24 protein-coding genes are annotated in these 21,907 nt (G+C 63.4%); 16 read left to right on the top strand and 8 right to left on the bottom strand.

Going from position 1 to position 21,907, the window contains the following annotated elements; all coding sequences use genetic code 11:
* Positions 1-32: 32 nt before the first annotated feature.
* On the bottom strand, positions 33-971 hold the full coding sequence (locus DJFAAGMI_RS21500; protein WP_211459004.1) for an MBL fold metallo-hydrolase: 939 nt from the start codon (positions 969-971) through the stop codon (positions 33-35).
* A gap of 96 nt (positions 972-1,067) precedes the next feature.
* Here DJFAAGMI_RS21500 and DJFAAGMI_RS21495 point away from each other — a divergent pair, with 96 nt between their 5' ends.
* Together DJFAAGMI_RS21495 and DJFAAGMI_RS21490 are read left to right on the top strand one after the other, a co-directional pair.
* Positions 1,068-1,661 (top strand): NUDIX domain-containing protein, encoded by a 594-nt coding sequence (locus DJFAAGMI_RS21495; RefSeq protein WP_211459002.1) that lies wholly within the window; start codon positions 1,068-1,070, stop codon positions 1,659-1,661.
* A 233-nt stretch (positions 1,662-1,894) separates the two neighbouring features.
* Positions 1,895-2,203, top strand: a complete 309-nt coding sequence (locus DJFAAGMI_RS21490; protein WP_003053925.1) for an ArsR/SmtB family transcription factor — start codon at positions 1,895-1,897, stop codon at positions 2,201-2,203.
* A 59-nt stretch (positions 2,204-2,262) separates the two neighbouring features.
* Here the strand turns inward: DJFAAGMI_RS21490 and DJFAAGMI_RS21485 are convergent, their stop codons facing one another.
* The gene (locus DJFAAGMI_RS21485; RefSeq protein ID WP_211459000.1) at positions 2,263-2,676 is read right to left on the bottom strand and encodes a DsrE family protein; all 414 of its coding nucleotides are present in this window, start codon (positions 2,674-2,676) and stop codon (positions 2,263-2,265) included.
* 160 nt (positions 2,677-2,836) lie between these two features.
* On the opposite strand from DJFAAGMI_RS21485, the gene DJFAAGMI_RS21480 reads away from it, so the two are divergent.
* The 11 genes from DJFAAGMI_RS21480 (at position 2,837) to DJFAAGMI_RS21430 (ending at position 12,769) form a co-directional block, all read left to right on the top strand.
* The gene (locus DJFAAGMI_RS21480; protein WP_211458991.1) at positions 2,837-3,871 is read left to right on the top strand and encodes an MBL fold metallo-hydrolase; all 1,035 of its coding nucleotides are present in this window, start codon (positions 2,837-2,839) and stop codon (positions 3,869-3,871) included.
* On the top strand, positions 3,868-4,362 hold the full coding sequence (locus tag DJFAAGMI_RS21475) for a thioredoxin domain-containing protein (protein ID WP_211458990.1): 495 nt from the start codon (positions 3,868-3,870) through the stop codon (positions 4,360-4,362). The genes DJFAAGMI_RS21480 and DJFAAGMI_RS21475 overlap by 4 nt, the downstream gene beginning before the upstream one ends.
* Positions 4,363-4,477: 115 nt before the next feature.
* On the top strand, positions 4,478-4,798 hold the full coding sequence (locus tag DJFAAGMI_RS21470; RefSeq protein WP_167002751.1) for a c-type cytochrome: 321 nt from the start codon (positions 4,478-4,480) through the stop codon (positions 4,796-4,798).
* Between the two features lie 55 nt (positions 4,799-4,853).
* On the top strand, positions 4,854-6,206 hold the full coding sequence (soxC, locus tag DJFAAGMI_RS21465; protein ID WP_211458989.1) for a sulfite dehydrogenase: 1,353 nt from the start codon (positions 4,854-4,856) through the stop codon (positions 6,204-6,206).
* The gene (locus tag DJFAAGMI_RS21460; RefSeq protein ID WP_211458988.1) at positions 6,190-7,260 is read left to right on the top strand and encodes a c-type cytochrome; all 1,071 of its coding nucleotides are present in this window, start codon (positions 6,190-6,192) and stop codon (positions 7,258-7,260) included. The genes soxC and DJFAAGMI_RS21460 overlap by 17 nt, the downstream gene beginning before the upstream one ends.
* 36 nt (positions 7,261-7,296) lie before the next feature.
* Entirely contained in the window at positions 7,297-7,752 is a 456-nt protein-coding gene (gene soxY, locus DJFAAGMI_RS21455; RefSeq protein WP_019042819.1) for a thiosulfate oxidation carrier protein SoxY, read from the top strand.
* Between the two features lie 32 nt (positions 7,753-7,784).
* The gene (soxZ, locus tag DJFAAGMI_RS21450) at positions 7,785-8,096 is read left to right on the top strand and encodes a thiosulfate oxidation carrier complex protein SoxZ (protein ID WP_211458987.1); all 312 of its coding nucleotides are present in this window, start codon (positions 7,785-7,787) and stop codon (positions 8,094-8,096) included.
* A 78-nt stretch (positions 8,097-8,174) separates the two neighbouring features.
* On the top strand, positions 8,175-8,984 hold the full coding sequence (gene soxA, locus DJFAAGMI_RS21445; protein ID WP_211458986.1) for a sulfur oxidation c-type cytochrome SoxA: 810 nt from the start codon (positions 8,175-8,177) through the stop codon (positions 8,982-8,984).
* A 9-nt stretch (positions 8,985-8,993) separates the two neighbouring features.
* The gene (gene soxX / locus DJFAAGMI_RS21440; protein WP_211458984.1) at positions 8,994-9,647 is read left to right on the top strand and encodes a sulfur oxidation c-type cytochrome SoxX; all 654 of its coding nucleotides are present in this window, start codon (positions 8,994-8,996) and stop codon (positions 9,645-9,647) included.
* A 182-nt stretch (positions 9,648-9,829) separates the two neighbouring features.
* Positions 9,830-11,563, top strand: a complete 1,734-nt coding sequence (gene soxB, locus DJFAAGMI_RS21435) for a thiosulfohydrolase SoxB (RefSeq protein WP_211458982.1) — start codon at positions 9,830-9,832, stop codon at positions 11,561-11,563.
* A gap of 96 nt (positions 11,564-11,659) precedes the next feature.
* Entirely contained in the window at positions 11,660-12,769 is a 1,110-nt protein-coding gene (locus DJFAAGMI_RS21430; protein WP_211458980.1) for a YeeE/YedE family protein, read from the top strand.
* 116 nt (positions 12,770-12,885) lie between these two features.
* On the opposite strand, the gene DJFAAGMI_RS21425 is transcribed toward DJFAAGMI_RS21430, so the two are convergent.
* The 5 genes from DJFAAGMI_RS21425 to lptF are packed head-to-tail and all read right to left on the bottom strand — an operon-like array spanning position 12,886 to position 17,733.
* The gene (locus tag DJFAAGMI_RS21425; protein ID WP_211458978.1) at positions 12,886-14,052 is read right to left on the bottom strand and encodes a pyridoxal phosphate-dependent aminotransferase; all 1,167 of its coding nucleotides are present in this window, start codon (positions 14,050-14,052) and stop codon (positions 12,886-12,888) included.
* 40 nt (positions 14,053-14,092) lie between these two features.
* Positions 14,093-15,034, bottom strand: coding sequence for a CysB family HTH-type transcriptional regulator (locus tag DJFAAGMI_RS21420; RefSeq protein WP_003075706.1), 942 nt, complete (start codon positions 15,032-15,034; stop codon positions 14,093-14,095).
* Positions 15,035-15,092: 58 nt separating this feature from the next.
* A complete protein-coding gene (locus DJFAAGMI_RS21415; RefSeq protein ID WP_211458976.1) occupies positions 15,093-15,521 on the bottom strand; it encodes a sirohydrochlorin chelatase in 429 nt (142 codons plus the stop codon).
* A 2-nt stretch (positions 15,522-15,523) separates the two neighbouring features.
* Positions 15,524-16,627 carry an LPS export ABC transporter permease LptG gene (gene lptG, locus DJFAAGMI_RS21410; protein WP_211458974.1) on the bottom strand — a complete coding sequence of 368 codons (1,104 nt, stop codon included), beginning with the start codon at positions 16,625-16,627 and terminating at the stop codon, positions 15,524-15,526.
* Positions 16,624-17,733 (bottom strand): LPS export ABC transporter permease LptF, encoded by a 1,110-nt coding sequence (gene lptF, locus DJFAAGMI_RS21405; protein WP_043005306.1) that lies wholly within the window; start codon positions 17,731-17,733, stop codon positions 16,624-16,626. The genes lptG and lptF overlap by 4 nt, the downstream gene beginning before the upstream one ends.
* Positions 17,734-17,756: 23 nt before the next feature.
* On the opposite strand from lptF, the gene DJFAAGMI_RS21400 reads away from it, so the two are divergent.
* Genes DJFAAGMI_RS21400 through DJFAAGMI_RS21390 form a run of 3 tightly spaced genes read left to right on the top strand, consistent with a single transcriptional unit; the run spans position 17,757 to position 20,613 of the window.
* A complete protein-coding gene (locus DJFAAGMI_RS21400; RefSeq protein ID WP_211458972.1) occupies positions 17,757-19,313 on the top strand; it encodes a leucyl aminopeptidase in 1,557 nt (518 codons plus the stop codon).
* Positions 19,314-19,365: 52 nt separating this feature from the next.
* The gene (locus DJFAAGMI_RS21395) at positions 19,366-19,797 is read left to right on the top strand and encodes a DNA polymerase III subunit chi (protein ID WP_211458970.1); all 432 of its coding nucleotides are present in this window, start codon (positions 19,366-19,368) and stop codon (positions 19,795-19,797) included.
* A 3-nt stretch (positions 19,798-19,800) separates the two neighbouring features.
* Positions 19,801-20,613: a hypothetical protein gene (locus tag DJFAAGMI_RS21390; protein ID WP_211458968.1), complete on the top strand. Its 813-nt coding sequence runs from the start codon at positions 19,801-19,803 to the stop codon at positions 20,611-20,613.
* Between the two features lie 29 nt (positions 20,614-20,642).
* Here DJFAAGMI_RS21390 and DJFAAGMI_RS21385 read toward each other — a convergent pair whose 3' ends face one another.
* Positions 20,643-21,662, bottom strand: coding sequence for a D-2-hydroxyacid dehydrogenase family protein (locus DJFAAGMI_RS21385; RefSeq protein WP_211458966.1), 1,020 nt, complete (start codon positions 21,660-21,662; stop codon positions 20,643-20,645).
* Positions 21,663-21,907: the final 245 nt, after the last annotated feature.

Raw genomic sequence — 21,907 nt, 5'->3', positions numbered from 1 at the left:
TCGAGAGGTCGGCTTTTTTTATTTCTCTGGATTCAAGCCCGCAGGTAAAGTTCGTCGCCCTGCGCGTTGCGCTGCTGCAGGATTTCTCCGGCCGCCAGTAGCTCGTCCAGATGCTGGGAAATGCTGCGCGCCTCGGCCCCCTGTACCCATGGCGCATCAAAGCCCGGCGGGTAGAGCAGGCGCTGCTCGACCATCTGGGCGAGCGTCATGGGCCGCTGCGCCAGCCATTCGAGAAGGCGTGCACCGCGCTCGTCAATGACCGCAGCAAAGCGCTTGAGGTCTCGCAGAAACGTCTCGCGTTCCGTGTAGATACCCTTGTGGTGCGAGGTCACCCAGACCCGGGCCTCGATCTCGGGCAGCCGCGCCAGGCTGCGGCGAAAGTCCGCCAGACAGGAGCAGGCATCGCCGTAATAGGGCCCGAAGCCCGTCAGGTCGATATCGCCGATAAAGGCAACTCCCTCGGGCTCGATCAGCAGCACGCTGTGGCCCGCCGTATGGCCCGGCATATGAATGGCGCGAATCTGCGACTGGCCCAGATCCCAGACGGCTCCATCTTCGTAGCCCTTGGCATCGGGTCTGGGGGCGTAGAAGAATTCGCTCTCCAGCTTGCTGCGCATGATGTCGGCCTGGATCGAATCGGCCCAGCCAAAGGTGGCTACCAGGCCATCCCAGCTTTGCAAGGCCGCCAGATCGCTCAGGTGAGCAAAGACCTGCGCGTCTGGCAGGCGGTGCAGGCCGGCCATATGGTCCTCATGCACATGGCCCATCACCACCAGTTCGGCGGCATCGAACTCGGCTCCGATATGGTTGGCCACGATAGGCGTGTCCAGTACCGCCAGCGTGTCGCTGCCGCGGATCATGATCTGGTTGCCGTCCGGATATTTGCCGCCCTTGGCGCCGCGAAACACCGTCACGCGGCCGAACTGGTGGCGCTGTATGTCTGTCTGGGCTGTGTCGATGGGATGCATCATGGTCTGAGTGGAGGAAAGTGAAGCCGGCTTCTGCGAAGATTAAGACCTTGGATGTATCTGCGCTGTCACCACAGCGCTTTGAAAGACGAGTCGGAGATGACCCAACAAGACAAACAGGCTCAAGAAAGCCATCTGATTGAGCACCCCATCAAGAGCGAGCTGGTACACCAGGGCAGTTTTCTGCAGGTCAGGCTCGATACCGTGCGCCTGCCCCATGGCGGGCAGGCCACGCGCGAGTATGTGGTGCACCCCGGCGCTGTGGTGGTGATCGGGCTGCTCGACGATGGCCGCGTGCTGCTGGAGCGGCAGTTTCGCTACCCCGTGGGCCAGGTCATGACGGAGTTTCCCGCAGGCAAGCTCGATGCGGGCGAGCTGCCGCTGATCTGTGCCCAGCGCGAGCTGCTGGAGGAAACCGGCTACAGCGCGCGCGAATGGGCCTATGCCGGGCCCATGCATCTGGCGATCGGCTACTCCGACGAGATCATTCACATCTTCTTCGCGCGCGGCCTGACTGCGGGCGAGCGCCAGCTCGACGCCGACGAGTTTCTGGATGTCTGCAGCATGACGGCTGCCGAACTGCTGGATGGCGTGCGCACCGGGCAGGTCACTGACGCCAAGACCCTGAGCTGCTGCCTGTGGCTGCAGAACGTGCAAAGCGGTGCCTGGTCTCTGGACTGGAAGCCAGCCTGATTTTTTGATAGCTGCTTGCGCACATCAGCAATGGATTTCAGATAGGAAAGTTCCTAAAATCATTGTCAATCAAGCGCTAGCTGCTTCTTTTTTGGGATTGCCTGATGACCATCAGTGTTTGTCGTTGGGCGATGATAGAGGCTGCATGACCTTCCTATAAACTGGCGCCATGCACCACGGCACGCAATCCAGACGGGACGCTTGCAGGCTGCCAAGGTGCCCAGGAGTGTTTCATGGAATCGTCAGAGCTTGAGGATGACAGCGTGTTCGAGAGTGCGGCCGAGCTGTTCAAGGCCATGGCCGCGCCCATGCGGCTGAAGATCATCAGCGCGCTGTGCAATGGAGAGAAAAACGTCTCCGAGCTGCTGGCTTCCATAGACACGACCCAGCCCAATATGTCGCAGCATCTGAACACGCTGTACCAGTCCGGCATCCTGGGGCGCAGGCGCGAAGGGGTCAGCATCTACTACTTCATCGCCAACGAGAAGGTCGTCCATATGTGCCGCACCATCTGCGTGCAGATTGCCATCGAACAGAACTGAGGGCTGGAGCCCCCGGAGCAAAGGCGCCTGCGGCGCCTTTTTTCATGCGCGCTTTCGGCTCAGGGCTTGAGATAGACAAATCCCTCCCTGGCCTGCAGGCGCGCCACTTCGGCCACGCCCGAGGGGACGACCGACGCTTCCATCAGCAAGCTGGAGGCTTCGAGCTTGCGTGTCTGCAGCGTGTTGTTGCAGACCTTGAACTCTACGCCGCGCCCCGCCAGTGCGCTGACCTGGCCGCTGAACTCTCGGCCCTTGCTGTCCTTGGCGTTGCTCAGCAGAAAGTCTATGCCGGGCCCGTGGGTGACCACCACGATCTTGTCGGTGGGCGAGGCATTGAGCTCGTTGGTGATATTGCCGAGTATGGCGGCCGCCGTCTCCACGCCAGTGTTGACGTGATAGACCACTTTCACATCCTGAGCGGCGGCAATTGCCGTGCACAGGGCAAAGCTCAGGGCAACAAGTTGGCGCTTCATCGAAGGTCTCCTGTGGTGTCTGTGGGCATCAGGGAAGATGCTGCTGGTTAAATATTGCCACTTGCTTATATTAATGAGGAGGCAGGCATTCAAAAATAGGGCAAGCGCTAGTGACGGCTTCGATGGCGCCGGTCGCTGCCCACGCAAGGGAGACACCGCGATGACAAGCTGGGCAGGAGCTGCGCTGAGGAGATTTGCAGGAATGGCAATCGCAGCGGCCATCGCAGCGCCAGGTGCAGCGGCTGCGCATGATGCGCGCCCCGTGGCCGGCACTCCTGTGGCGGGCACCCCCGTGGCAGGCACTTCTGTGGCGGCCAATGCACCCGTCATGGCGCTGCAGCAGGTGGCGCCCAATGTGTTTTTCGTGCAGGGCGTATCGGCGCTGGGCAGTGCGGCCAATCGCAATTTCATCTCCAATGCGGGCTTTGTCATCACAGGCGATAGCGTGGTCGTGATCGATGCGCTGGGCTCGCCCGCGCTGGCCGAGGAGCTGGTGCAGAAAATCCGGGCTCTGACGTCCAAGCCCATCAGCCATGTGCTGCTGACCCACTATCACGCGGACCATATCTATGGCCTGCAGGTGTTCGAGGCACTGGGCGCGAAGATCGTGGCCCATGCCCAGGCGCGTGAATACATCAACTCCGAGACCGCGCATCTGCGGCTTGAGGCCTCGCGCAAGGATCTGGCTCCCTGGGTCGACCAGGGCACACGCCTGGTACCGGCGAATCAATGGGTGTCGGGCGACAGCTCCACGCTCAGGATCGGGGGCGTGGACTTTGTGTTGCAGCACATGGGGCCTTCGCATACGCCGGAGGATACGGCCATCTTCCTGCCGCAAAGCGGCGTGCTCTTCATCGGCGATGTGGTGTTTCGCAACCGCATACCCTATGTGGGCCAGGCCGATAGTCGGCACTGGATTGCCGCGCTGGACGAATTGCTCAAGCTGCCCGTCAAGGTCATGGTGCCGGGACATGGCCCGGCCTCCGAGCAACCGCGCCAGGACATGCAGCTGACGCGTGACTATCTGCACTATCTGCGCGAGGCCATGGGCAAGGCCGCAGCCAATCTCGACCCGTTTGACGAGGCCTATCAGGCGACGGACTGGTCCAGATTTTCGGCCTACCCGCTGTTCAAGGAAGCCAATCGCATGAATGCCTACAACACCTTTTTGCTGATGGAGCAGGAAAAGCCGTGACGGCCACGGCGCGCTTCCTTGATGCCCGCAGAAGACTGTGTTTGCAGTTGCTGCTGGCGGGCGCGGCACCGGCGTGGGCGGCGCTCGATGCTTCGGAGCGTCTGCTGCCCACCAGCCAGAGTCTGCGGCATGACCTGGCCTTGGCGCTGGCCCGCAAGCAGCCGCTGGTGGTGATGGCCAGCCTGCATGGCTGCCCGTTCTGCAAGCTGGTGCGCGAGCATCATCTGCTGCCGCTGCAGCGCTCCGGGGCCTTGGTGACCCAGATTCATTTTCTGTCGCGTGAGGCTTTGCAGGACTGGAATGGCGCGGCGACCACGCATGGCGACATGGTCAGGCAACTGGGCATCGAGGTCGCGCCGACCGTGCTCTTCTATGGGGCCGCTCACAAGGAGGTGGCCGAGGGCTTGAGCGGCAGCTCCATCCCCGACTTTTATGGCGCTTATCTGGAGCAGCGAATGCAGACGGCCCGCGCGGCGGTGCAGGGGCGTTGAACTCGTTGTTCCTGCTCGGGAATAACGAGGGTTAGCGCGGGATTTCAAATTGGGCATCCTGTCCGATACTTTAAATAACAACATGCTTATATATAAATATAAGGAGACCCAAGCGATGAAGACTGCATCCTGGCTGAGTGGCTTGACGGTATTGCTGGGGCTGGCTGTTCCTGCGCTGGCGCAGGCGGATCAGGCGCTGGCGCAGAAGAACGCCTGCATGGCCTGCCATGCGGCGCAGCAGAAACTGGTAGGCCCGGCGTTTCAGGACGTGGCCAGCAAATATGCGGCCCAGGCCGATGCACAGGCCTATCTGGTCAAGAGCATCAAGGCCGGCGGCTCCGGCAAATGGGGGCCGGTGCCCATGCCTGCCCAGCCCGCACTCAGCGATGCCGACACCCAGACACTGGCGGCCTGGATTCTCAAGGGTGCCAGATGAGACAGGCGCCTCGCGCTTTCCCGGCAAGCACCAATAGCGATCAAAGAGAGAGCTTATGCAAAGCCAGTTGATGGGCAAGGTGCGCAAGGCACCCGAGAATTTCGTGCGCTCAGGCGATGTCGGCACCGTGTTTGCCGAGGGCAGGGCCGGCCGGCGGGACTTCATCCGCGGGGCTTTCGCGGCCGCAGCGGCCGGCGCTGCAGTCGTCCATGCGCAGGGCCGGCAGGCCGTGAGCGGCGATGGGGACCCGAATATTCTGGAGCTGCCCGCGCACAGCAAGGGCCTGGGTCAGCCGGTGGTCACCGACGGCTACGGCAAGCCTTCCAGATACGAGGCCAATGTGCAGCGCCGCCAGAGCCCGGGGCTGACCCAGACCAAGCAGGCTTCGGTATCGTTTGCGCCGCTGCAGTCGCTGTTCGGCATCGTCACGCCCAGCGGTCTGCATTTCGAGCGTCACCACCAGGGCTGGTGGGATATCGACCCCTCCAGGCACAGGCTGATGATCAATGGCCTGGTGAAGAATCCCAAGGTCTTCACCATGGACGAGATCATGCGTCTGCCTTCGGTGTCGCGCTTTCACTTCATCGAATGCGGCGCCAATACCGGCATGGAGTGGGGCAATGTGGCCGTGCCCACGGTGCAGTACACGCACGGCATGCTGTCGTGCAGCGAGTTCACGGGCGTGCCCCTGATCACCTTGCTGGAGATGGCCGGTGCCGATCTGAAAAAAGGCAGGTTCATCCTGGCCGAGGGGGCGGACGGCTCGTCGATGACGCGCACCATTCCCGTGGAGCTGATCACTTCCGGCGAAGTGCTGGTCGCCTACGGCCAGAACGGTGAGATGCTGCGGCCCGAGCAGGGCTATCCGCTGCGCCTGGTGGTGCCGGGCGTACAGGGCGTGAGCTGGGTGAAATACCTGCGCCGCATCGAAGTGGGCGACATGCCTTATGCGGCCAAGGACGAGGCCATCCACTATGTGGATCTGATGCCTGACGGACAGCACCGCCAGTACTCGAGCATCCAGGAATGCAAGAGCGTGGTCACCACGCCGTCTGGCGGCCAGATGCTGCTGGACAAGGGCTTCTACAGCATCACGGGCCTGGCCTGGTCGGGGCGCGGCAAGGTCAGGCGCGTGGATGTGAGCGTGGACGGCGGTCGCAACTGGCGCACGGCCCGGCTCGAAGGGCCGGTGATGGACAAGTGCCTGACGCGCTTTCATCTGGATTGGGTCTGGAATGGCGAGGAATGCATCATCCAGAGCCGCGCCATGGATGAGACAGGCTATGTGCAGCCCAGCAACCAGCAGCTGCGTGCCGCACGTGGAACGCGCTCCATCTATCACAACAACTCCATCCAGTCCTGGGCGGTACGAGCCAACGGGGAGGTCGCCAATGTTCAGCTTGCGTAAACCGCTGGTGCTGCTGGCGCTGCTGGCCATGGGCGTGGCTGCCGGGCCCGCTGCGGCGCAGGGCAAGTCTGGCGAAGACCGCTATCCCGGCGTGGGCCGCAATGCCACGGGCAAGGAGGTTCTGGCCTGGGATATCGATGTGCGCCCGGATTTCAAGGGGCTGCCTCCGGGCTCGGGGTCCGTGCAAAAAGGCATGGATGTATGGGAGGCGAAGTGCGCGTCCTGCCACGGGGTGTTCGGCGAATCCAATGAGGTGTTCAGCCCGCTGGTCGGCGGCACCACGGCCGAGGACATCAGGACCGGCCATGTGGCGCGGCTCAAGGACCCCGCCTTTCCGGGGCGCACGACCCTGATGAAGGTGGCCACGGTCTCCACGCTGTGGGATTACATCAATCGCGCCATGCCCTGGAATGCGCCCAAGTCGCTGTCCACCGAGGAGGTGTATGCCGTCACCGCCTATCTGCTCAACCTCGGCGGCGTGGTGCCCGAGAACTTCACACTCAGCGACAGCAATATCGCCGAGGTACAGCAGAAGCTGCCCAACCGCAACGGCATGACGACACGGCATGCGCTGTGGCCCGGCAACGAGTTCGGCAAAGGCGCCAGGCCCGATGTGCTGGCCACTGCCTGCATGAGCAACTGCGGCCCCGCGCCCACGCTGCGCTCGGCTTTGCCCGAGCATGCCGGCAACAACCACGGCAATCTGGCCCAGCAGAACCGGCTGGTCGGTGCCCAGCGCGGCATAACCACCGATGGCGGTGCCAGCAAGGCCGCCCAGCCGGGGTCCGCCGGGAAATCGGGCAGCGCAGCACCGACGGCCTTGCTGGAAAAGAACGCCTGCATGGCCTGCCATGGCATGACGCAAAAACTCGTCGGCCCGGCCTTCAGCGACATTGCCGGCAAGCACGGCGGCCAGCTGGACTATCTGGCCGGCAAGGTCAAGACCGGAGGCTCGGGTGTCTGGGGATCAACACCCATGCCGCCTCAGCCCAATCTCAGCGATGCTGATGCCAGGGTGATTGCCCAGTGGCTGGCTGCCGGGGCCAAGCCCTGAGCCCGCTTGTGTGATGTGAATGAAAAGGAGACAACGATGAAACGTAGAGACGCCCTCAGGAACAGCGCGGCCGTGCTCGGCATGCTGATGGCCGCCGGCCTGCTGCCGCAGGCTGCGCAGGCGGCCTATAACAAGACCGCCTTCGACGCCAAGACCGTGGCCGATGTGCTCAAGGCCATGGGTGCTGCTGCGCCTGCCGAGAGCAAGGACGTGACGCTGACGGCGCCCGACATCGCCGAGAACGGGGCCGTCGTGCCCCTGGGAGCCGCGACCAGCCTGCCCAATGTGAAGCAGATGCTGGTGCTGGTGGAAAAGAACCCCAATACGCTGGTGGCGGCCTTCACCGTCAACGAGGCGCTGGACGCCAATTTCCTGACCCGCGCCAAGCTGGGCCAGTCCTCGGATGTGTATGCGGTGGCCATCACCAACGATGGCAAGGCCTTCTACGCCAAGAAGGAAGTCAAGGTCACCCTCGGTGGCTGCGGCGGCTGATTGCAACCCATCATCTGAAACAGGAGAAGAACATGGCTGATCCGATGCGTATTCGTGCCCAGGCTGCCGGTGACAAGACTACCGTGCGCGTGCTGATGTCCCATGAGATGGAGACCGGCCAGCGCAAGGATGCGGAAGGCAAGACCGTGCCCGCATGGTTTATTCAGGAGGTGACGGCCGCGCACAACGGCAAGCAGGTGCTGCAGGCCGAATGGGGGCCTGCGGTTTCCAAGAACCCGTTTCTGCAGTTCATGGTCAAGGGGGCCAAGGCGGGGGACAAGATCTCGGTGAGCTGGAAGGACAACAAGGGCGAGACCCGCACCGATGAAGCGACCGTGAGCTGAGCATGGCAGAGACACCGGCTGGCCGGCGGCCAGCCTTCATCCGAGTCCAGAATCAATCAAAAAACAGAGAGGTGCCCCATGAGACATTCCTCCCCGGGCCAGGCGGCTGCCGCCGTGCTGGCCTTGTGCATGGCCGCGCCGGTGCTGGCGCAAAAGTCCACGGCCGACGGCATTGCCGAGTACCGCGAGATGCTGCAGGACGGCAACCCTGCCGAGCTGTTCGAGATGAAGGGCGAGGAGCTGTGGAAGCAAAGGCGCGGCCCGCGCAAGGCGTCCATGGAGCAGTGCGATCTGGGCAAGGGGCCGGGCGTGGTCAAGGGTGCATTTGTAGAGCTGCCGCGCTATTTTGCCGACACGGGCAAGGTGCAGGATCTGGAGTCGCGCCTGCTGACCTGCATGGACAGGCTGCAGGGGCTGGACGCGCAAAAGATTGCGGCAACACCGTTCGGCAAGGACGAGCAAAAGAACATGGAAGGGCTGGTGGCCTGGATTTCATCGCAGTCCAAAGGCATGAAGTTCAACCTGCCCCAAGGCCATGGGCAGGAAAGACAGATGTATGAGGCGGGCAAGCGCCTGTTCTATATGCGCGGCGGCCCGCATGACTTTGCCTGTGCCTCCTGCCATGGTGCGGACGGCAAGCGCATCCGCATGCAGGATCTGCCCAATCTGACCAAAAACCCGGGCGCAGCGGAAGGCTTTGGCGCCTGGCCGGCTTATCGCGTCTCATCGGGCGAGCTGTGGAGCATGCAGCGCCGCCTCAACGACTGCTTCCGTCAGCAGCGCTTTCCCTATCCCGGCTATGCCAGCGATGTGACGGTGGCGCTGGAAGTGTTCATGGGCGTCAACGGCAAGGGCGGGACCTCGACCGCACCGGCCATCAAGCGATAAGGAGGCCCTATGCGCAAGCAAAAATACATGTCGTACCTGGCCGTCGCCGCATCGCTGCTGGTGTTGGGCTGTGCCTCCGTCGACGGGGCTGCGGACATCGATGCCTTGACGGCCAGGATGGTGCAGACCTCTTTTCGCGATCAGGGCATCGCCAAGGTCGATCGCCTGCAGCAGGACGAATCGAATGCGGCCTGCAGCGCTGCCGATGCTTCCGGCAAGCCGCTGGCGCCTGAGCGTGCACAGGGCATCGAAGCTGCCAATCTCAAGACCATCAAATGGCCTCAGGATGGCAAGCTGGTCGGAGACTGGAAAGAGGGCGAGAAGATCGCCCAGAACGGCCGGGGCATGACCTGGAGCGACAAGGCGGGCAGCGCCAACGGCGGCAATTGCTACAACTGCCACCAGATCAGCAAGGAAGAAATCTCCTTTGGCACGCTGGGCCCCAGTCTCTACAACTACGGCAAGATTCGCGGCATCAAGGATCCGTCCAGCCCCGACTCCAAGGCCATCGTCGAGTACACCTGGGGCAAGATCTGGAACGCCAAGGCCTACAACGCATGCTCGGGCATGCCGCGCTTCGGTCACTCCGGCATCCTCACCGAAGCGCAGACGCGAGATCTTGTCGCGCTGCTGGTCGATCCGGCCTCTCCCGTCAACAAATAGCTTTTTTCGAGCGGCGCCGCTGCTTGCCCGTCTCGCAGTGCCGAGCCATTCGGCAGGGGAGCGAGACCGGGCGACGCAGCATTGCGGACATGGCTTGTGCCAGTTGGGGTAGCGCGGGGCGTCCTGTCGACGGAAGTGCCCGTGCTTGCCCCTGTTTGGAACAAGTACCAACGGATATCACCATGAGTCTTTCCAAACGTGAATTTCTGCAGGTGCTGGCGGCGGCCAGTGTCTCAGGCATGGGCTTGCAGCGCCATGCCTACGCCGATCAGTCCCTGGCCGACAAGGCCTTGTATGAGGTGGCGCCGTTCGGCAATGTGTCGCTGCTGCACATGACGGACTGCCATGCCCAGCTCAATCCGGTGCACTTTCGCGAGCCCAGCGTCAATCTCGGTATCGGGGCCATGAAGAACCAGCGCCCGCATCTGGTAGGCGAGCATCTGCTGCGCTCCGCGGGCATCAAGCCTGGTACGGCTTCGGCCCATGCATTCAGCTATCTGGATTTCGAGGCGGCAGCCAGGCGCTATGGCAAGGTGGGCGGGTTTGCCCATCTGTCCACGCTGGTCAAGCGCATGCGCGCCTCGCGCCCGGGCGCCTTGCTGCTGGACGGCGGCGATACCTGGCAGGGCTCGGCCACTTCGCTGTGGACCAATGCCCAGGACATGGTCGATGCCTGCAAGCTGCTGGGCGTGGACGTGATGACGGGCCACTGGGAGTTCACCTATGGCATGCAGCGTGTGCAGGAGATCATCGACAAGGACTTCGGCTCGCAGCTCGACTTTGTGGCGCAGAACGTCAAGACGGCCGATTTCGGCGACCCGGTGTTCAAGCCCTATGTGATCCGAGAGATCAACGGCGTGCCCGTGGCCATCATCGGTCAGGCCTTTCCGTACACGCCGATCGCCAACCCGCGCTATATGGTGGCGGACTGGAGCTTCGGCATCCAGGACGACAACCTGCAGAAGATGGTGGACGAGGTTCGCGCCAAGGGCGCCAAGGTGGTGGTCGTGCTCTCGCACAACGGCATGGACGTGGACCTCAAGATGGCCAGCCGCGTGCGCGGCATCGACGCCATCTTGGGCGGCCATACGCATGACGGCATGCCCGTGCCCACGCTGGTGCAGAACGCAGGCGGCAAGACCATCGTCACCAATGCAGGTTCGAACGGCAAGTTTCTCGGGGTGCTGGACTTCGATGTCAGGGACGGCCAGGTGCGCGGCTTCCAGTACCGGCTGCTGCCGGTGTTCGCCAACATCCTGCCTGCCGATGCCCAGATGCAGGCACTGATCACCCGGGTGCGTGCGCCCTACGAAAGCCGGCTGGGCGAAGTACTGGCGCGCACCGACGGCACGCTGTACCGCCGCGGCAACTTCAACGGCACGGGCGACCAACTGCTGCTGGACGCCATGATGGAGGTGCAGAATGCGCCGATTGCCTTCTCGCCGGGCTTTCGCTGGGGGACCTCGCTGCTGGCCGGGCAGGACATCACGCGCGAATGGCTGATGGACATGACGGCCACCACCTATTCCTACGCCACGGTGACCGAGATGACGGGCGCCACGATCAAGACCGTGCTCGAAGACGTGGCCGACAATCTCTTCAACCCCGACCCGTACTACCAGCAGGGCGGCGACATGGTGCGCGTGGGCGGTCTGCAATACCAGTGCGACCCGGTGGCCGGCGCGGGTCGGCGCATCAGCGACATGCGCCTGAACGGCCAGTTGCTGGAGGCGGACAAGAAATACAAGGTGGCCGGCTGGGCGCCAGTGGCCGAGGAAGCCAGGACGGCCGGCAACAAGCCGATCTGGGAGCTGGTCGAGCCCTGGCTCAAGGACCGCAAGACGCTTGGGCCGCGCCGGCTCGACGAGCCCCGACTGATCAATGTCGGCGGCAACCAGGGGCTGGCCAAGGCCTGATGAAAGCCGATTCGAGAACCGATTAAGACAGTGTTAGCGCGCGGGCTGGGGTATATGCCAATGCCTTGAAGCCGGGCCGCGCCGTCCAATGCCCGCATGAGTCCTGCCGAGTTTGAATCCCTGACGGCCACCGTTCTGGTGGCCATTTTGTTGCTGGCCGCCGTGCTGGGCTTTGTGATGCGCGAGACCCGCTTTTGCACCGTGGGCGCCATCAGCGATGTGGTCTATCTGCAGGACTGGGGGCGGGCGCGCCAGTGGTGCATGGCCATTGCCGTGAGCATGCTGGGCTTCACGGCGCTGGCGCTGTACGGCCAGTTGCAGGTGGGCGATGCCCTCTATGCCAGCCGCCGCCTGCTGTGGCTGTCGGCCCTGGCGGGAGGACTGCTGTTTGGCGCAGGCATGGTGCTGGCATCGGGTTGCGGGGCCCGGAATCTGACCCGGCTGGGCAGCGGCAGCCTCAAGGCGCTGGTGGTGCTGCTGGTCATGGGCGTGGCCGCCTTTGCAACGCTCAAGGGCATTACCGCCGTGGCGCGTGTGCGCTGGCTGGACAGCGTGCATCTTGAATTCGCGGGCCCGGCCCTGCTGCCCGAGTGGCTGGCCGGTCATGTCGCCTGGCCCTTGGCGCTGCTGCGCGGCCTGCTGGGCCTGGGGCTGGGGGGCTTGCTCTTGCTGCTGGCCTTCGATCTCCGGCCCGGTGCCGAGCGCAGCCGGGCCCTGCTGCTGGGCGGGCTGCTGGTCGGCTTGTGCGTGACGGCAGCCTGGTGGCTGGGCGGCCATCTGGCGCTGGTGGCCGAGCACCCCGAGACGCTGGAGCAGGTCTATGCCGCGACCTACAGCGGCCGCATCGAGGCCTTCAGCTTTGTCACGCCGGTGGCGCACACGCTGGACTGGCTGATGTTCTTCAGCGATCGCAACAAGGTGCTGACCTGGGGCATTGCCTCGGTGGCAGGCGTGGTCCTGGGCAGCTTTGTCCATGCGCTGTGGCGCCGGGACTTCCAGTGGCAGGGCTTTGCCGACCGCAGGGACCTGGCCCGCCATCTGCTGGGCGGACTGCTGATGGGCATTGGCGGGGTGACGGCCATGGGCTGCACCGTGGGCCAGGGCATCAGTGCGATTTCCATGCTCAGCCTGGGCAGCTTTGTGGCGCTGGCCGGCATTGTGCTGGGGGCGGTGCTGATGCTGCGCCATCTGGCAGAGACAGCATGAAGCAAAGCAGATTCGATAGCTGCTTGCGCTTGCTGATAAACAGATTCAGCATGAAAACATGCTGAAAATGAGAAAAGGAGAGCGATAGGCGCTCCTTTTTAAAGGGCCGCAGCGTTTCAGAGCTTGCGCAGGCGCGCGGCTGCCTCGATCAGGGTTTCGTCCTTTTTGGCAAAGCAAAAACGCACCACGCGCTGATCGAAGCCGTCGCCGTAGAAGGCCGACAGCGGAATCGCGGCCACGCCGATTTCCTTGACCAGCCACTGACAGAACTCGGCCTCGTTGAGATCCGAGACCGAGGAGATGTCGGCACACAGGAAATAGGTGCCGGCCGTGGGCAGCAGCTTCAGGCGCGAGCCCTGCAGGCCGCCGAGGAACAGATCGCGCTTGGCCTGATAGAAGGCCGACAGCTCCAGATAGGGCGCAGGGTCCTGCATGTACTGCGCGAGACCCGCCTGCATGGGCGTGTTCACGGTGAACACATTGAACTGGTGCACCTTGCGGAATTCGGCGCTGAGGGCTGCGGGCGCGGCCACGGTGCCGACCTTCCAGCCCGTGACATGGTAGGTCTTGCCAAAGCTGGAGACGATGAAGGCGCGCTCGGCCAGGCCCGGGTAGCGGGCGCTGCTCAGATGCTGGGCGCCGTCGAAGACCATGTGCTCATAGACCTCGTCGCTGATCAGCAGCACATTGGTGGGTGCCAGCAGGGCTTCGAGCTGGCGCATTTCCGCATCGGTCCAGATGGTGGCGCTGGGGTTGTGCGGGCTGTTGATGATCAGCAGGCGCGTGCGCGGCGTGATGGCAGCTGCGATCGAGGCAAAGTCGGGGCGGAAGCTGCCTGGCGTCAGCGGCACCCGCACGGCCACGCCGCCGGCCATCTCGATATTGGGCACATAGCTGTCGTAGCAGGGGTCGAGCACGATGACTTCGTCGCCTGCATGCACGGTGGCCAGGATGGCGGTGAGAATGGCCTGGGTGGCGCCGGCGGTAATGGTGATCTCGCTGCCCGCGTCATAGCGGCGGCCGTGCAGCGCTTCGATCTTGGCGGCCACGGCCTCGCGCAGCGCGGGCCAGCCCGTCATGGGCGGGTACTGGTTGTGACCGGCGCGCATGGCGTCGTTGACAGCGTCGAGCAGCCTGGGGTCGCAACCGAAGTCGGGGAAGCCCTGGCCCAGATTGACGGCCTTGTGTTCGGCGGCCAGCGCCGACATGACGGTGAAAATGGTGGTGCCCACATTGGGCAGCTTGCTGGGGAAGTTGGGAGTCACGATAGTCTTGCAATGCATGGGCCGGGCGCACAGGCACCGGCCCTTGAGGCGGGCCGGATCAGAGCCCGAAGTCGTCCACGCTGCCGTTCATGGCGCGCATGATGAGGTCGCGCGAGAGACGGTCGCTGAGCAGCTCGGCAAACCGGTAGACGAAGTTGCGCAGGTATGCGCCGCGCTTGATGGCCACACGGGCCACGCTGGTGCCGAACAGATGGCCGACGGGGCGCACCACCAGGTCGTTGACGGTGTCGTCGCGCATGGCCATCTCGGCCACGATGCCGATGCCCAGGCCCAGACGCACATAGGTCTTGATCACGTCGGCATCGATGGCTTCCAGCACGATATGCGGATGCAGGCGGCGCATCTCGAAGGCATGGTCGATCTTGCCGCGTCCGGTAAAGGACGGGTGGTAGGTGATCAGGGCCTCCTGGGCGATGTCCTCCAGCGTGATGCGCTCTTTCTGCGCCAGCGGGTGGCCCGTGGGGATGACCAGCACATGCTGCCATTCGTAGCAGGGCAGGGTCACCAGGTCGGGGTAGTCGGCCAGCGATTCGGTGGCCATGCCGATCTCGGCCACTTCGTCGATCACCATGCGTGCGACTTCGGCTGGCGTGGCCTGGTGCAGGCTGATGGTGACCTTGGGGTAGAGCTCGCGCAGGCGTGCCACGGCGGGCGGCAGCACATAGCGGGCCTGGGTGTGGGTGGTGGCGATGCTCAGCGTGCCGCTGTCCTGGGCGCTGTATTGCTCGCCGATGCGCTTGAGGTTGCCCACCTCGCGCATGATCAGCTCTATGCTCTTGAGGACTTCCTGTCCAGGCTCGGTGATGCGCTTGAGACGCTTGCCGTGGCGCGCAAAGATATCGATGCCCAGCTCTTCCTCAAGCTCGATGATGGCTTTGGAGACTCCGGGCTGGGAGGTGTGCAGGGCCTTGGCCGCCTCGGTGAGGTTGAGATTGCGGCGGGCGGCTTCCTGGACGAAGCGGAATTGATGCAGGTTCATGACAGCATGGACTAAGAACTCGCATCATTATGCTTCAAATATCTAAAGAAGCTATTTTTTATTTGAAATCTGTATGTTTGAGTGCTTCGGCCCCGCCGACGGCCTCTATCGCCAGTTGTGCCAGCAGGGCCGTGACGCGCGGATTCTCGCCGGCTGCGGTCTGCAGATCGAACTGGCAGCCGAGGTGCTGCCGGCGCAGTTCGTCCAGCAGGCGCGGAATGTCTTCACGCGCATGTTTGCCGGTGCCGAGGAACAGCGGCAGCACGATCAGATGCTGGACGCCCTGGGCAATCAGGCTCTGCGTGGCGGCAGGCAGATCCGGTGCGCAGGCGTCCAGATAGGCGCAGATGCAGGGCAGGCCGGGCTGCATGGCCTGCAGCAGCTGGTGCACGGCCTCTATGGGCTGGCGCCAGAGGGGGTCTCTGGAGCCATGGGCCAGCAGGATCAGGCCGGCCCGGCCTGGAGAGTGATTGGCTGCGTCATCCATGGCTAGCGCCTCAGTACCAGCCAGCCAAAGGCCGAGAGCGACAGCGCGGTGTAGAGCAGGCCCGGCGCAGCGGCGGCCAGCCAGGGCCACCAGGACTGCAGGGTGCCGATATAGCCGAACACGTTGTTGAGCAGGAAGAAGCTGATGCCGGCCATCACCCCGCCAAACACATAGGCCGTGATGCCGCCCGAGCGGAAATGCAGATAGGCAAAAGGCAGGGCGAGCACCACCATCACCAGGCAGCTCAGCGGGTAGAAGACCTTGCGCCAGAACTCGATTTCGTACTTCTGCGCGGCCTGACCGTTGTCCTGCAGATGGCGTATGAACTGGAACAGCGCAATCGTGGTCATGCGATCGGGCTTGAGCAGCGCGCCAGAAACCATGGCCGCCGTGACCTTGGTGGGCCAGTTCATGCTGGCTTCGTTGATCTGGCTGAGCTTGGTGACATCGCCATCCTGGGCCACCTTGCTGCCTTGCACGTCCTGCAGCGTCCACTGCTCCTTGTCTTCATCGACCTGTGCCGACTTGGCGTTGATCTGCGCGGCGATACGGCCCTTGCTGTCGAACTCGAAGATGCGCACATTGACGAAGTCGCCTGGGCTTTTGACGGCGCCGACGTTGATGGCGACCGAGTGATTGCCCTGTTTTTCCTTGAGCCAGGCGCCGGTGGCGCCCCGGGAGATCTGGCCCTTGCTGACCACGCGCAGTTTCTGGCTGAAGTTGTCGGCAGCAGGGGCAATGTAGTCGCCCACCAGCACCGTGAGCAGCACAAAGCTCATGCCCAGAATCAGCAGCGTGCGCAGTGCCAACCACGGGCCCATGCCGCTGGTGCGCATGATGGTGAATTCCGAGCTCTGGGCGAACTTGGCCATCACGAAGATGGCGCCGATCAGCACGGCAATCGGCATCAGCTCGTAGAGGTGGCCCGGAATGGACAGGGCCACGAACAGCAGGGCGCGCGTGGCGGTGTAGCCGGCGTTGCCGCTGCCCACCCAGCGCATTTCATCGACCAGGTCGAAGAAGAAGAACAGCGCCAGAAAGGCCAGCGAGACATACAGGACGGCCTGTATGACCTCGCGATAGATCAGGTTGCGCAGGACTTTCATCGTGCCACCTCCTTGCGGGCGCCCGAGCGCTGCAGCAGATCGCGCGGCGACCAGCGGAAATGGCGCGCCAGCAGCACCAGCACGCTGACCGTGAGGATGCTGCCGTGCAGCAGACCCAGCAGGCCCCACATGCCTATCTTGTTGGCGCTGACCCAGCTCTCGCCCAGGGTCATGAGGTTGTAGTAAACGATAAAGGCGAAGAGGGCGATCATCAGGCTGCTGCTATTGCCCGCACGCGGGTTCACGCTGGAGATGGCCAGACCCAGGATGACGAAGTTGAGCGCGGCAAACGGCAGGCCCAGACGCCATGCGAGCACGGAGCGGGCAATCGGTTCATCCTTGCCGATCAAGTCCTTGGTGGGCATGCTGCGTGCCGCCATCTCCTCGATGGCAACGGGGTTGTCGTTGTCGACCTGCACACCGTATTCCTTGAATTCGGTGATGCGCACCGAGCCATCGTCGCTGCGTGTCTCCATGCGCTGGCCATCCTCGAGAATCACCATGCGCTGGCCCTTGATGACGGCCAGATGCGCGCCCTTGGCCGAGGTCACGGACTCCTTGCCCGGGTCACGCGAGACCACGAAGACATTGCTGGCCGCCATGTCCGAGGGGGAGTCCTTGTCCACGAAGAACACGCGTGTGCCGCCCGCCGATTCCTGGAACTCGCCGGGTGCGATGCGATCCAAGTCGCTGCGCTGCTGGAACTGGGTCTTGATCTGCTCGATTTGCTGATAGGACCAGGGCAGCACGCCCAGGGCCAGGACGGCAGTGATGAGAATCACCGGCCAGGCAAAGCGCAGCAAGGGTTTGAGCAGGCTGGCCAGACCCTGGCCGGCAGCAAACCAGATGACCATCTCGCTGTCGCGATACATGCGCGACAGCGAGCCCACAATGGCAACAAACAGACTCAGGCCCAAAATGGTGGGGAGTTGTCCGAGCACGGTGAAACCCATGACCAGCATCACGTCGGAAGGGCTGACACTGCCCTTGTAAGCCTGACCCAGGGTGCGGATCAGCATCATGGTCATCACCACAGTGATCAGAACCACGGCCGTCGCGCCAAAGCTGCGGGCCAGCTCTTTGCGTATGGATGAATCGAATAACATTGGCTAAAAGGAAAACACCGATTATGAACTTTGAACTGAAGGCTCTGACCGCTGCTGCCGCAGCGCGTGAAAAATGTGATCTGTTGCTGGTGCTGGTGTCCGAGCAGGCAGCTTCGGGCACATTCGGCAGCGACGCCATCGGAGCCATGGTGGCTCACGCGGTGAAACAGGGGGATTTTGCCCTGTCTTGCGGCAAGCAATTGCCTTTGTATCAAGTGCCCGCCATTGCCGCACGCCGTGTGGTGCTGCTGGGCGCGGGGTCCGGCTCCGCCAGGGATGTGCGCAATGCGCTGGCCGGCTGTGGCGCGGTGCTCAAGACCGACGGCATTGCCAAGGCCGTGGTGAGCTTTGCCTTTGACGCCAGCGCCCAGGCGGTGGCGGCTGCCGTGCAGGCGGTTGCCGACGCGACCTACCTCTATACCCACACCAAATCCCAGGCCAAGCCCATTGCACTGACCAAGGTCGTGCTCGGTGTGTCGTCCAAGGCCGCTGCGGTTACCGCTGCTTTCCATACTGCCGTGGCGCAGCAGGAAGGCGTGAACACGGCCCGCGAATGGGCCAACCGTCCGGCCAATCATGCAACGCCCACCTTGCTGGCCAATGCGGCCAAGAGCATTGCCAAGGCCGCACGCATGAGCTGCAAGATCCACGGCCCTGCCGAAGTGGCCAAGCTGGGCATGGGCGCCTTCATGGCGGTGGCCCAGGGCTCGCGCGAGCCTCTGCGCTTTATCGAACTGCACTACAACGGTGGGGCCAAGAGCGAGGCCCCCATCGTGCTGGTGGGCAAGGGCATCACTTTCGACACCGGCGGCATCTCGCTCAAGCCTGCGGCCGAGATGGACGAGATGAAGTTCGACATGGGCGGCGCTGCCAGCGTGCTGGGCGTGTTCCAGGCATTGGCCAGGCTGCAGCCCGCCATCAACGTCGTGGGCCTGATCCCCGCCTGCGAGAACATGCCCGACGGCGCAGCCGTCAAGCCCGGCGATGTGGTGACCAGCATGAGCGGCCAGACCATCGAGATTCTCAACACCGACGCCGAGGGCCGTCTGGTGCTGTGCGATGTGCTGCACTACGCGGCACGCTTCAAGCCTGCGGCACTGGTCGATATGGCCACGCTGACCGGTGCCTGCGTGATCGCCCTGGGCGGCTTGCGCAGCGGCCTGTTCTCGACCAGCGACGAGTTGGCAGCGGCCTTGCAGACTGCGGGTGATGCGGCGCTCGACCCTTGCTGGCGCATGCCTCTGGACGAGGAGTATGCCGATGGCCTCAAGAGCAATTTTGCGGACATGGGCAATGTGGCAGGGCGCGCTGCGGGTGCTGTGACGGCCGCGAAGTTCCTGCAGAAGTTCGTGGGTGATATTCCCTGGGCGCATCTGGACATCGCCGGCACCGCCTGGAAGAGCGGTGCAGCCAAGGGTGCCACCGGTCGCCCCGTCGGTCTGCTGGTGCACTATCTGCTGGGCCAGCAAGGCAAGGTTGCCGCTGCACCCGCGACGGCCAAGGGCCCGGCGCCGCGCAAGAGCACTGCCAAGCCTGCGGCCTCGCGCCGCACGCGTGTGACCGCCAAGGCCTCGACTTAAGGAAAGCCGGCAGGAGCAGCCCGGTTTCGGACTGCTCCTGCCGCCAATAGCTGTGACAGAAATTGCCTTTCATTTCAACGCGCCGGACAAGCTGGGCTATGTGTGCCGCTTCGCACGCAAGGCTTTGCGTCATGGTGCGCGCCTCGTGGTACTGGGCGACGGCGCCGCGCTGAGCCGGCTTTCGCCGCGCTTGTGGAGCGTCTCGGCCACGGACTTTCTGGCCCATGCTTCCGAGTCCGAGGGAGCGCAGATGCTTGCGGCGTCCCCCATCATCCTGGCCGAACACCTGCAGGACCTGCCCCATCACGATGTGCTGGTCAACCTCACGCCGCAGGTGCCTGCCGAGTTCGAGCGCTTTGCGCGTGTGGTGGAGATCGTGTCCTCCGGCGATGAAATGGATCGCCAGGATGCGCGTGTCCGCTGGCGCGACTATGCTGCGCGTGGTTTTTCCATCGTCCGGCACGACCTGAATCTCAAGGGCTAGGTCATGAACTCCTCATCCAAAGTTCCGCCACGCTTTGTCCCCACCCTGACCGAGGTGGTCCAGCCCGAAGCTGCCGCGCCCGAAGACGCTGCAGACAGAGCTCAGCCGGCGGCGCCGCAGCAATCGCAGGGAGTTGTGCAGCAGGTGCTAGGCCCGCGGACTCTGGGAGGCAGCGTCGTCCCTCTGGCGCGGCCGTCGTTTCACACCTCATGGCTGGCGGACGGCCTCTACGGTCGCGGCCGACCTGCAGGTATCCCGCATCAGCTGCCTCCTTTGCCCGAATCCCTGCCGCCGCAGCAGTCATTTGCGCAAGGCATGGCTGAGGAGGTGGCGGAAGCAATATCGGCCGGGCAGGTGGAGCCTGAGACTGAGACCGAGTTGGCAACTGCCGAACTCGCGGAGGCATTTCCGCTCGCAGACCCGGCGGAGCAGCCCGCCGTGATGGACGCTGGCCAACCCCAGGATGAAGAACTTCAATCCGGGTCTGAGGCACTCGATGAGGAAGCTGCAGAGCCACTCGTCCAGACACAGGATCTGGAGCAGGCCGTTGAACCTGCCCCGGTCTTTGGGGCAGCCGGCCTGCAGCAGGCGCTGGATGCGCACGGTGCCGTGGTGACCGAAGAGTATCTGGTCCACAGACTCATGCAGCGGGTGGACCTGGTGCTGGAGCAAAAGCTCAGGGAAGCGATAGCGCAGGTCGTGGAAGCGCAGACCCGATCCATGGTGCTGCGCCTGCGTGAAGAGGTGGAGACCGTGGTGCGTCAGTCGGTCTACGAGGCGGTGGAGGCCGAGCTTGCGCAGCAGACCCGGCAATAGCCGATAGCCGCTGGCAGCGGCATCCCAGCCTAGCGGTTCAGGCGCAGCGGACCGTTGAAAACCTCGGGGTTCAGAATATTGCTGGGCTGGCCGTTGGCAAAGTTCACCACGTTCTCGAACGCCGCGCGGAAATACAGCTCATAGCTGTCCTGCTCCACATAGCCGATATGGGGTGTGCAGATGCAGTTCTCCAGCCTCAGCAAGGCATGGCCTTGCAGTATCGGCTCGCTTTCGAAGACATCGATGGCAGCCAGGCCTGGGCGGCCGCGGTTCAGTGCGCAGAGCAAGGCTTCGGGCTCCACCAGCTCGGCGCGCGATGTGTTGACGAACAGGGCGGTCGGTTTCATCCGCGCCAGATCCTGTGCCGTCACGATGCCCCGCGTTGCGTCGTTCAGACGCAGATGCAGCGACAACACATCGCATTGCTCGAAAAAGGCTTCCTTGGAGGGGGCGCTCAGATAGCCGTCGGCCTCGGCCTTGTGGCGCGAGGCTTCGCTGCCCCAGACACAGACCTGCATGCCGAAAGCCTTGCCATAGCCCGCCAGCAACTGGCCGATGCGGCCATAGCCCCAGATGCCCAGCATGCGTCCGCGCAGCACGCTGCCAAGCCCGAAGTTGGGCGGCATGGATGCCGCCTTGAGTCCCGACTGCTGCCAGGCACCATGTTTGAGATTGGCGATGTATTGCGGCAGGCGGCGCATGGCCGACATGATCAGCGACCATGTCAGCTCTGCCGGCGCAATCGGAGAGCCCACGCCTTCCGCAATCGCCACGCCACGCTCACTGCAGGCCTGCACATCGATATGCGCGCCCGCCTTGCCTGTCTGCGCGATCAGCTTGAGCCGGGGCAATTTATCAAGCAGCTGGCGCGAGATCTGGGTGCGCTCGCGAATCAGGACAATGACATCCGCATCGCGCAGCCTGACCGATAGCTGCCCCACACCCTTGATGGTGTTGGTGTAGACCTTGGCGTTGAAGGCATCGAGCAGCTTGGCGCAATCGAGCTTGCGAACCGCGTCTTGGTAATCGTCCAGGATAACGATGTTCACCACTGGCATCCTTAAATAAGTGGCTGAGTTTATTGAATGAAATTCAATGCGATCAAAGGCTTAGGATTGCTCTCGTGAAAACTTACGCCAAATCGACGCCACCAGATTCCCTGCGTGCACACCCTACACACACCAGAGCTTAGCTCAGGTTTGGCACCGGTTTTGAAAGTCAGGCTGACGCATGGCATTGGCAGCTGCTTGATGACCAGGCCGCAAGAAGCTCGCGGGTTGCGAATGCCATTGTG

This window comes from Comamonas brasiliensis (assembly GCF_018292285.1).
Classification (GTDB): domain Bacteria; phylum Pseudomonadota; class Gammaproteobacteria; order Burkholderiales; family Burkholderiaceae_C; genus Comamonas; species Comamonas brasiliensis.
Note: the sequence above shows the minus strand (reverse complement) of the source record. Positions and strands in the feature narration are given on the sequence as shown.

Bases quoted from the DNA above. Each gene is read 5' to 3' on its own strand.
- DJFAAGMI_RS21500 (WP_211459004.1), bottom strand. From the start codon at position 971: ATGATGCATCCCATCGACACAGCCCAGACAGACATACAGCGCCACCAG.
- DJFAAGMI_RS21495 (WP_211459002.1), top strand. From the start codon at position 1,068: ATGACCCAACAAGACAAACAGGCTCAAGAAAGCCATCTGATTGAGCAC.
- DJFAAGMI_RS21490 (WP_003053925.1), top strand. From the start codon at position 1,895: ATGGAATCGTCAGAGCTTGAGGATGACAGCGTGTTCGAGAGTGCGGCC.
- DJFAAGMI_RS21485 (WP_211459000.1), bottom strand. From the start codon at position 2,676: ATGAAGCGCCAACTTGTTGCCCTGAGCTTTGCCCTGTGCACGGCAATT.
- DJFAAGMI_RS21480 (WP_211458991.1), top strand. From the start codon at position 2,837: ATGACAAGCTGGGCAGGAGCTGCGCTGAGGAGATTTGCAGGAATGGCA.
- DJFAAGMI_RS21470 (WP_167002751.1), top strand. From the start codon at position 4,478: ATGAAGACTGCATCCTGGCTGAGTGGCTTGACGGTATTGCTGGGGCTG.
- soxC (WP_211458989.1), top strand. From the start codon at position 4,854: ATGCAAAGCCAGTTGATGGGCAAGGTGCGCAAGGCACCCGAGAATTTC.
- DJFAAGMI_RS21460 (WP_211458988.1), top strand. From the start codon at position 6,190: ATGTTCAGCTTGCGTAAACCGCTGGTGCTGCTGGCGCTGCTGGCCATG.
- soxY (WP_019042819.1), top strand. From the start codon at position 7,297: ATGAAACGTAGAGACGCCCTCAGGAACAGCGCGGCCGTGCTCGGCATG.
- soxZ (WP_211458987.1), top strand. From the start codon at position 7,785: ATGGCTGATCCGATGCGTATTCGTGCCCAGGCTGCCGGTGACAAGACT.
- soxA (WP_211458986.1), top strand. From the start codon at position 8,175: ATGAGACATTCCTCCCCGGGCCAGGCGGCTGCCGCCGTGCTGGCCTTG.
- soxX (WP_211458984.1), top strand. From the start codon at position 8,994: ATGCGCAAGCAAAAATACATGTCGTACCTGGCCGTCGCCGCATCGCTG.
- soxB (WP_211458982.1), top strand. From the start codon at position 9,830: ATGAGTCTTTCCAAACGTGAATTTCTGCAGGTGCTGGCGGCGGCCAGT.
- DJFAAGMI_RS21430 (WP_211458980.1), top strand. From the start codon at position 11,660: ATGAGTCCTGCCGAGTTTGAATCCCTGACGGCCACCGTTCTGGTGGCC.
- DJFAAGMI_RS21425 (WP_211458978.1), bottom strand. From the start codon at position 14,052: ATGCATTGCAAGACTATCGTGACTCCCAACTTCCCCAGCAAGCTGCCC.
- DJFAAGMI_RS21420 (WP_003075706.1), bottom strand. From the start codon at position 15,034: ATGAACCTGCATCAATTCCGCTTCGTCCAGGAAGCCGCCCGCCGCAAT.
- DJFAAGMI_RS21415 (WP_211458976.1), bottom strand. From the start codon at position 15,521: ATGGATGACGCAGCCAATCACTCTCCAGGCCGGGCCGGCCTGATCCTG.
- lptG (WP_211458974.1), bottom strand. From the start codon at position 16,627: ATGAAAGTCCTGCGCAACCTGATCTATCGCGAGGTCATACAGGCCGTC.
- lptF (WP_043005306.1), bottom strand. From the start codon at position 17,733: ATGTTATTCGATTCATCCATACGCAAAGAGCTGGCCCGCAGCTTTGGC.
- DJFAAGMI_RS21400 (WP_211458972.1), top strand. From the start codon at position 17,757: ATGAACTTTGAACTGAAGGCTCTGACCGCTGCTGCCGCAGCGCGTGAA.
- DJFAAGMI_RS21390 (WP_211458968.1), top strand. From the start codon at position 19,801: ATGAACTCCTCATCCAAAGTTCCGCCACGCTTTGTCCCCACCCTGACC.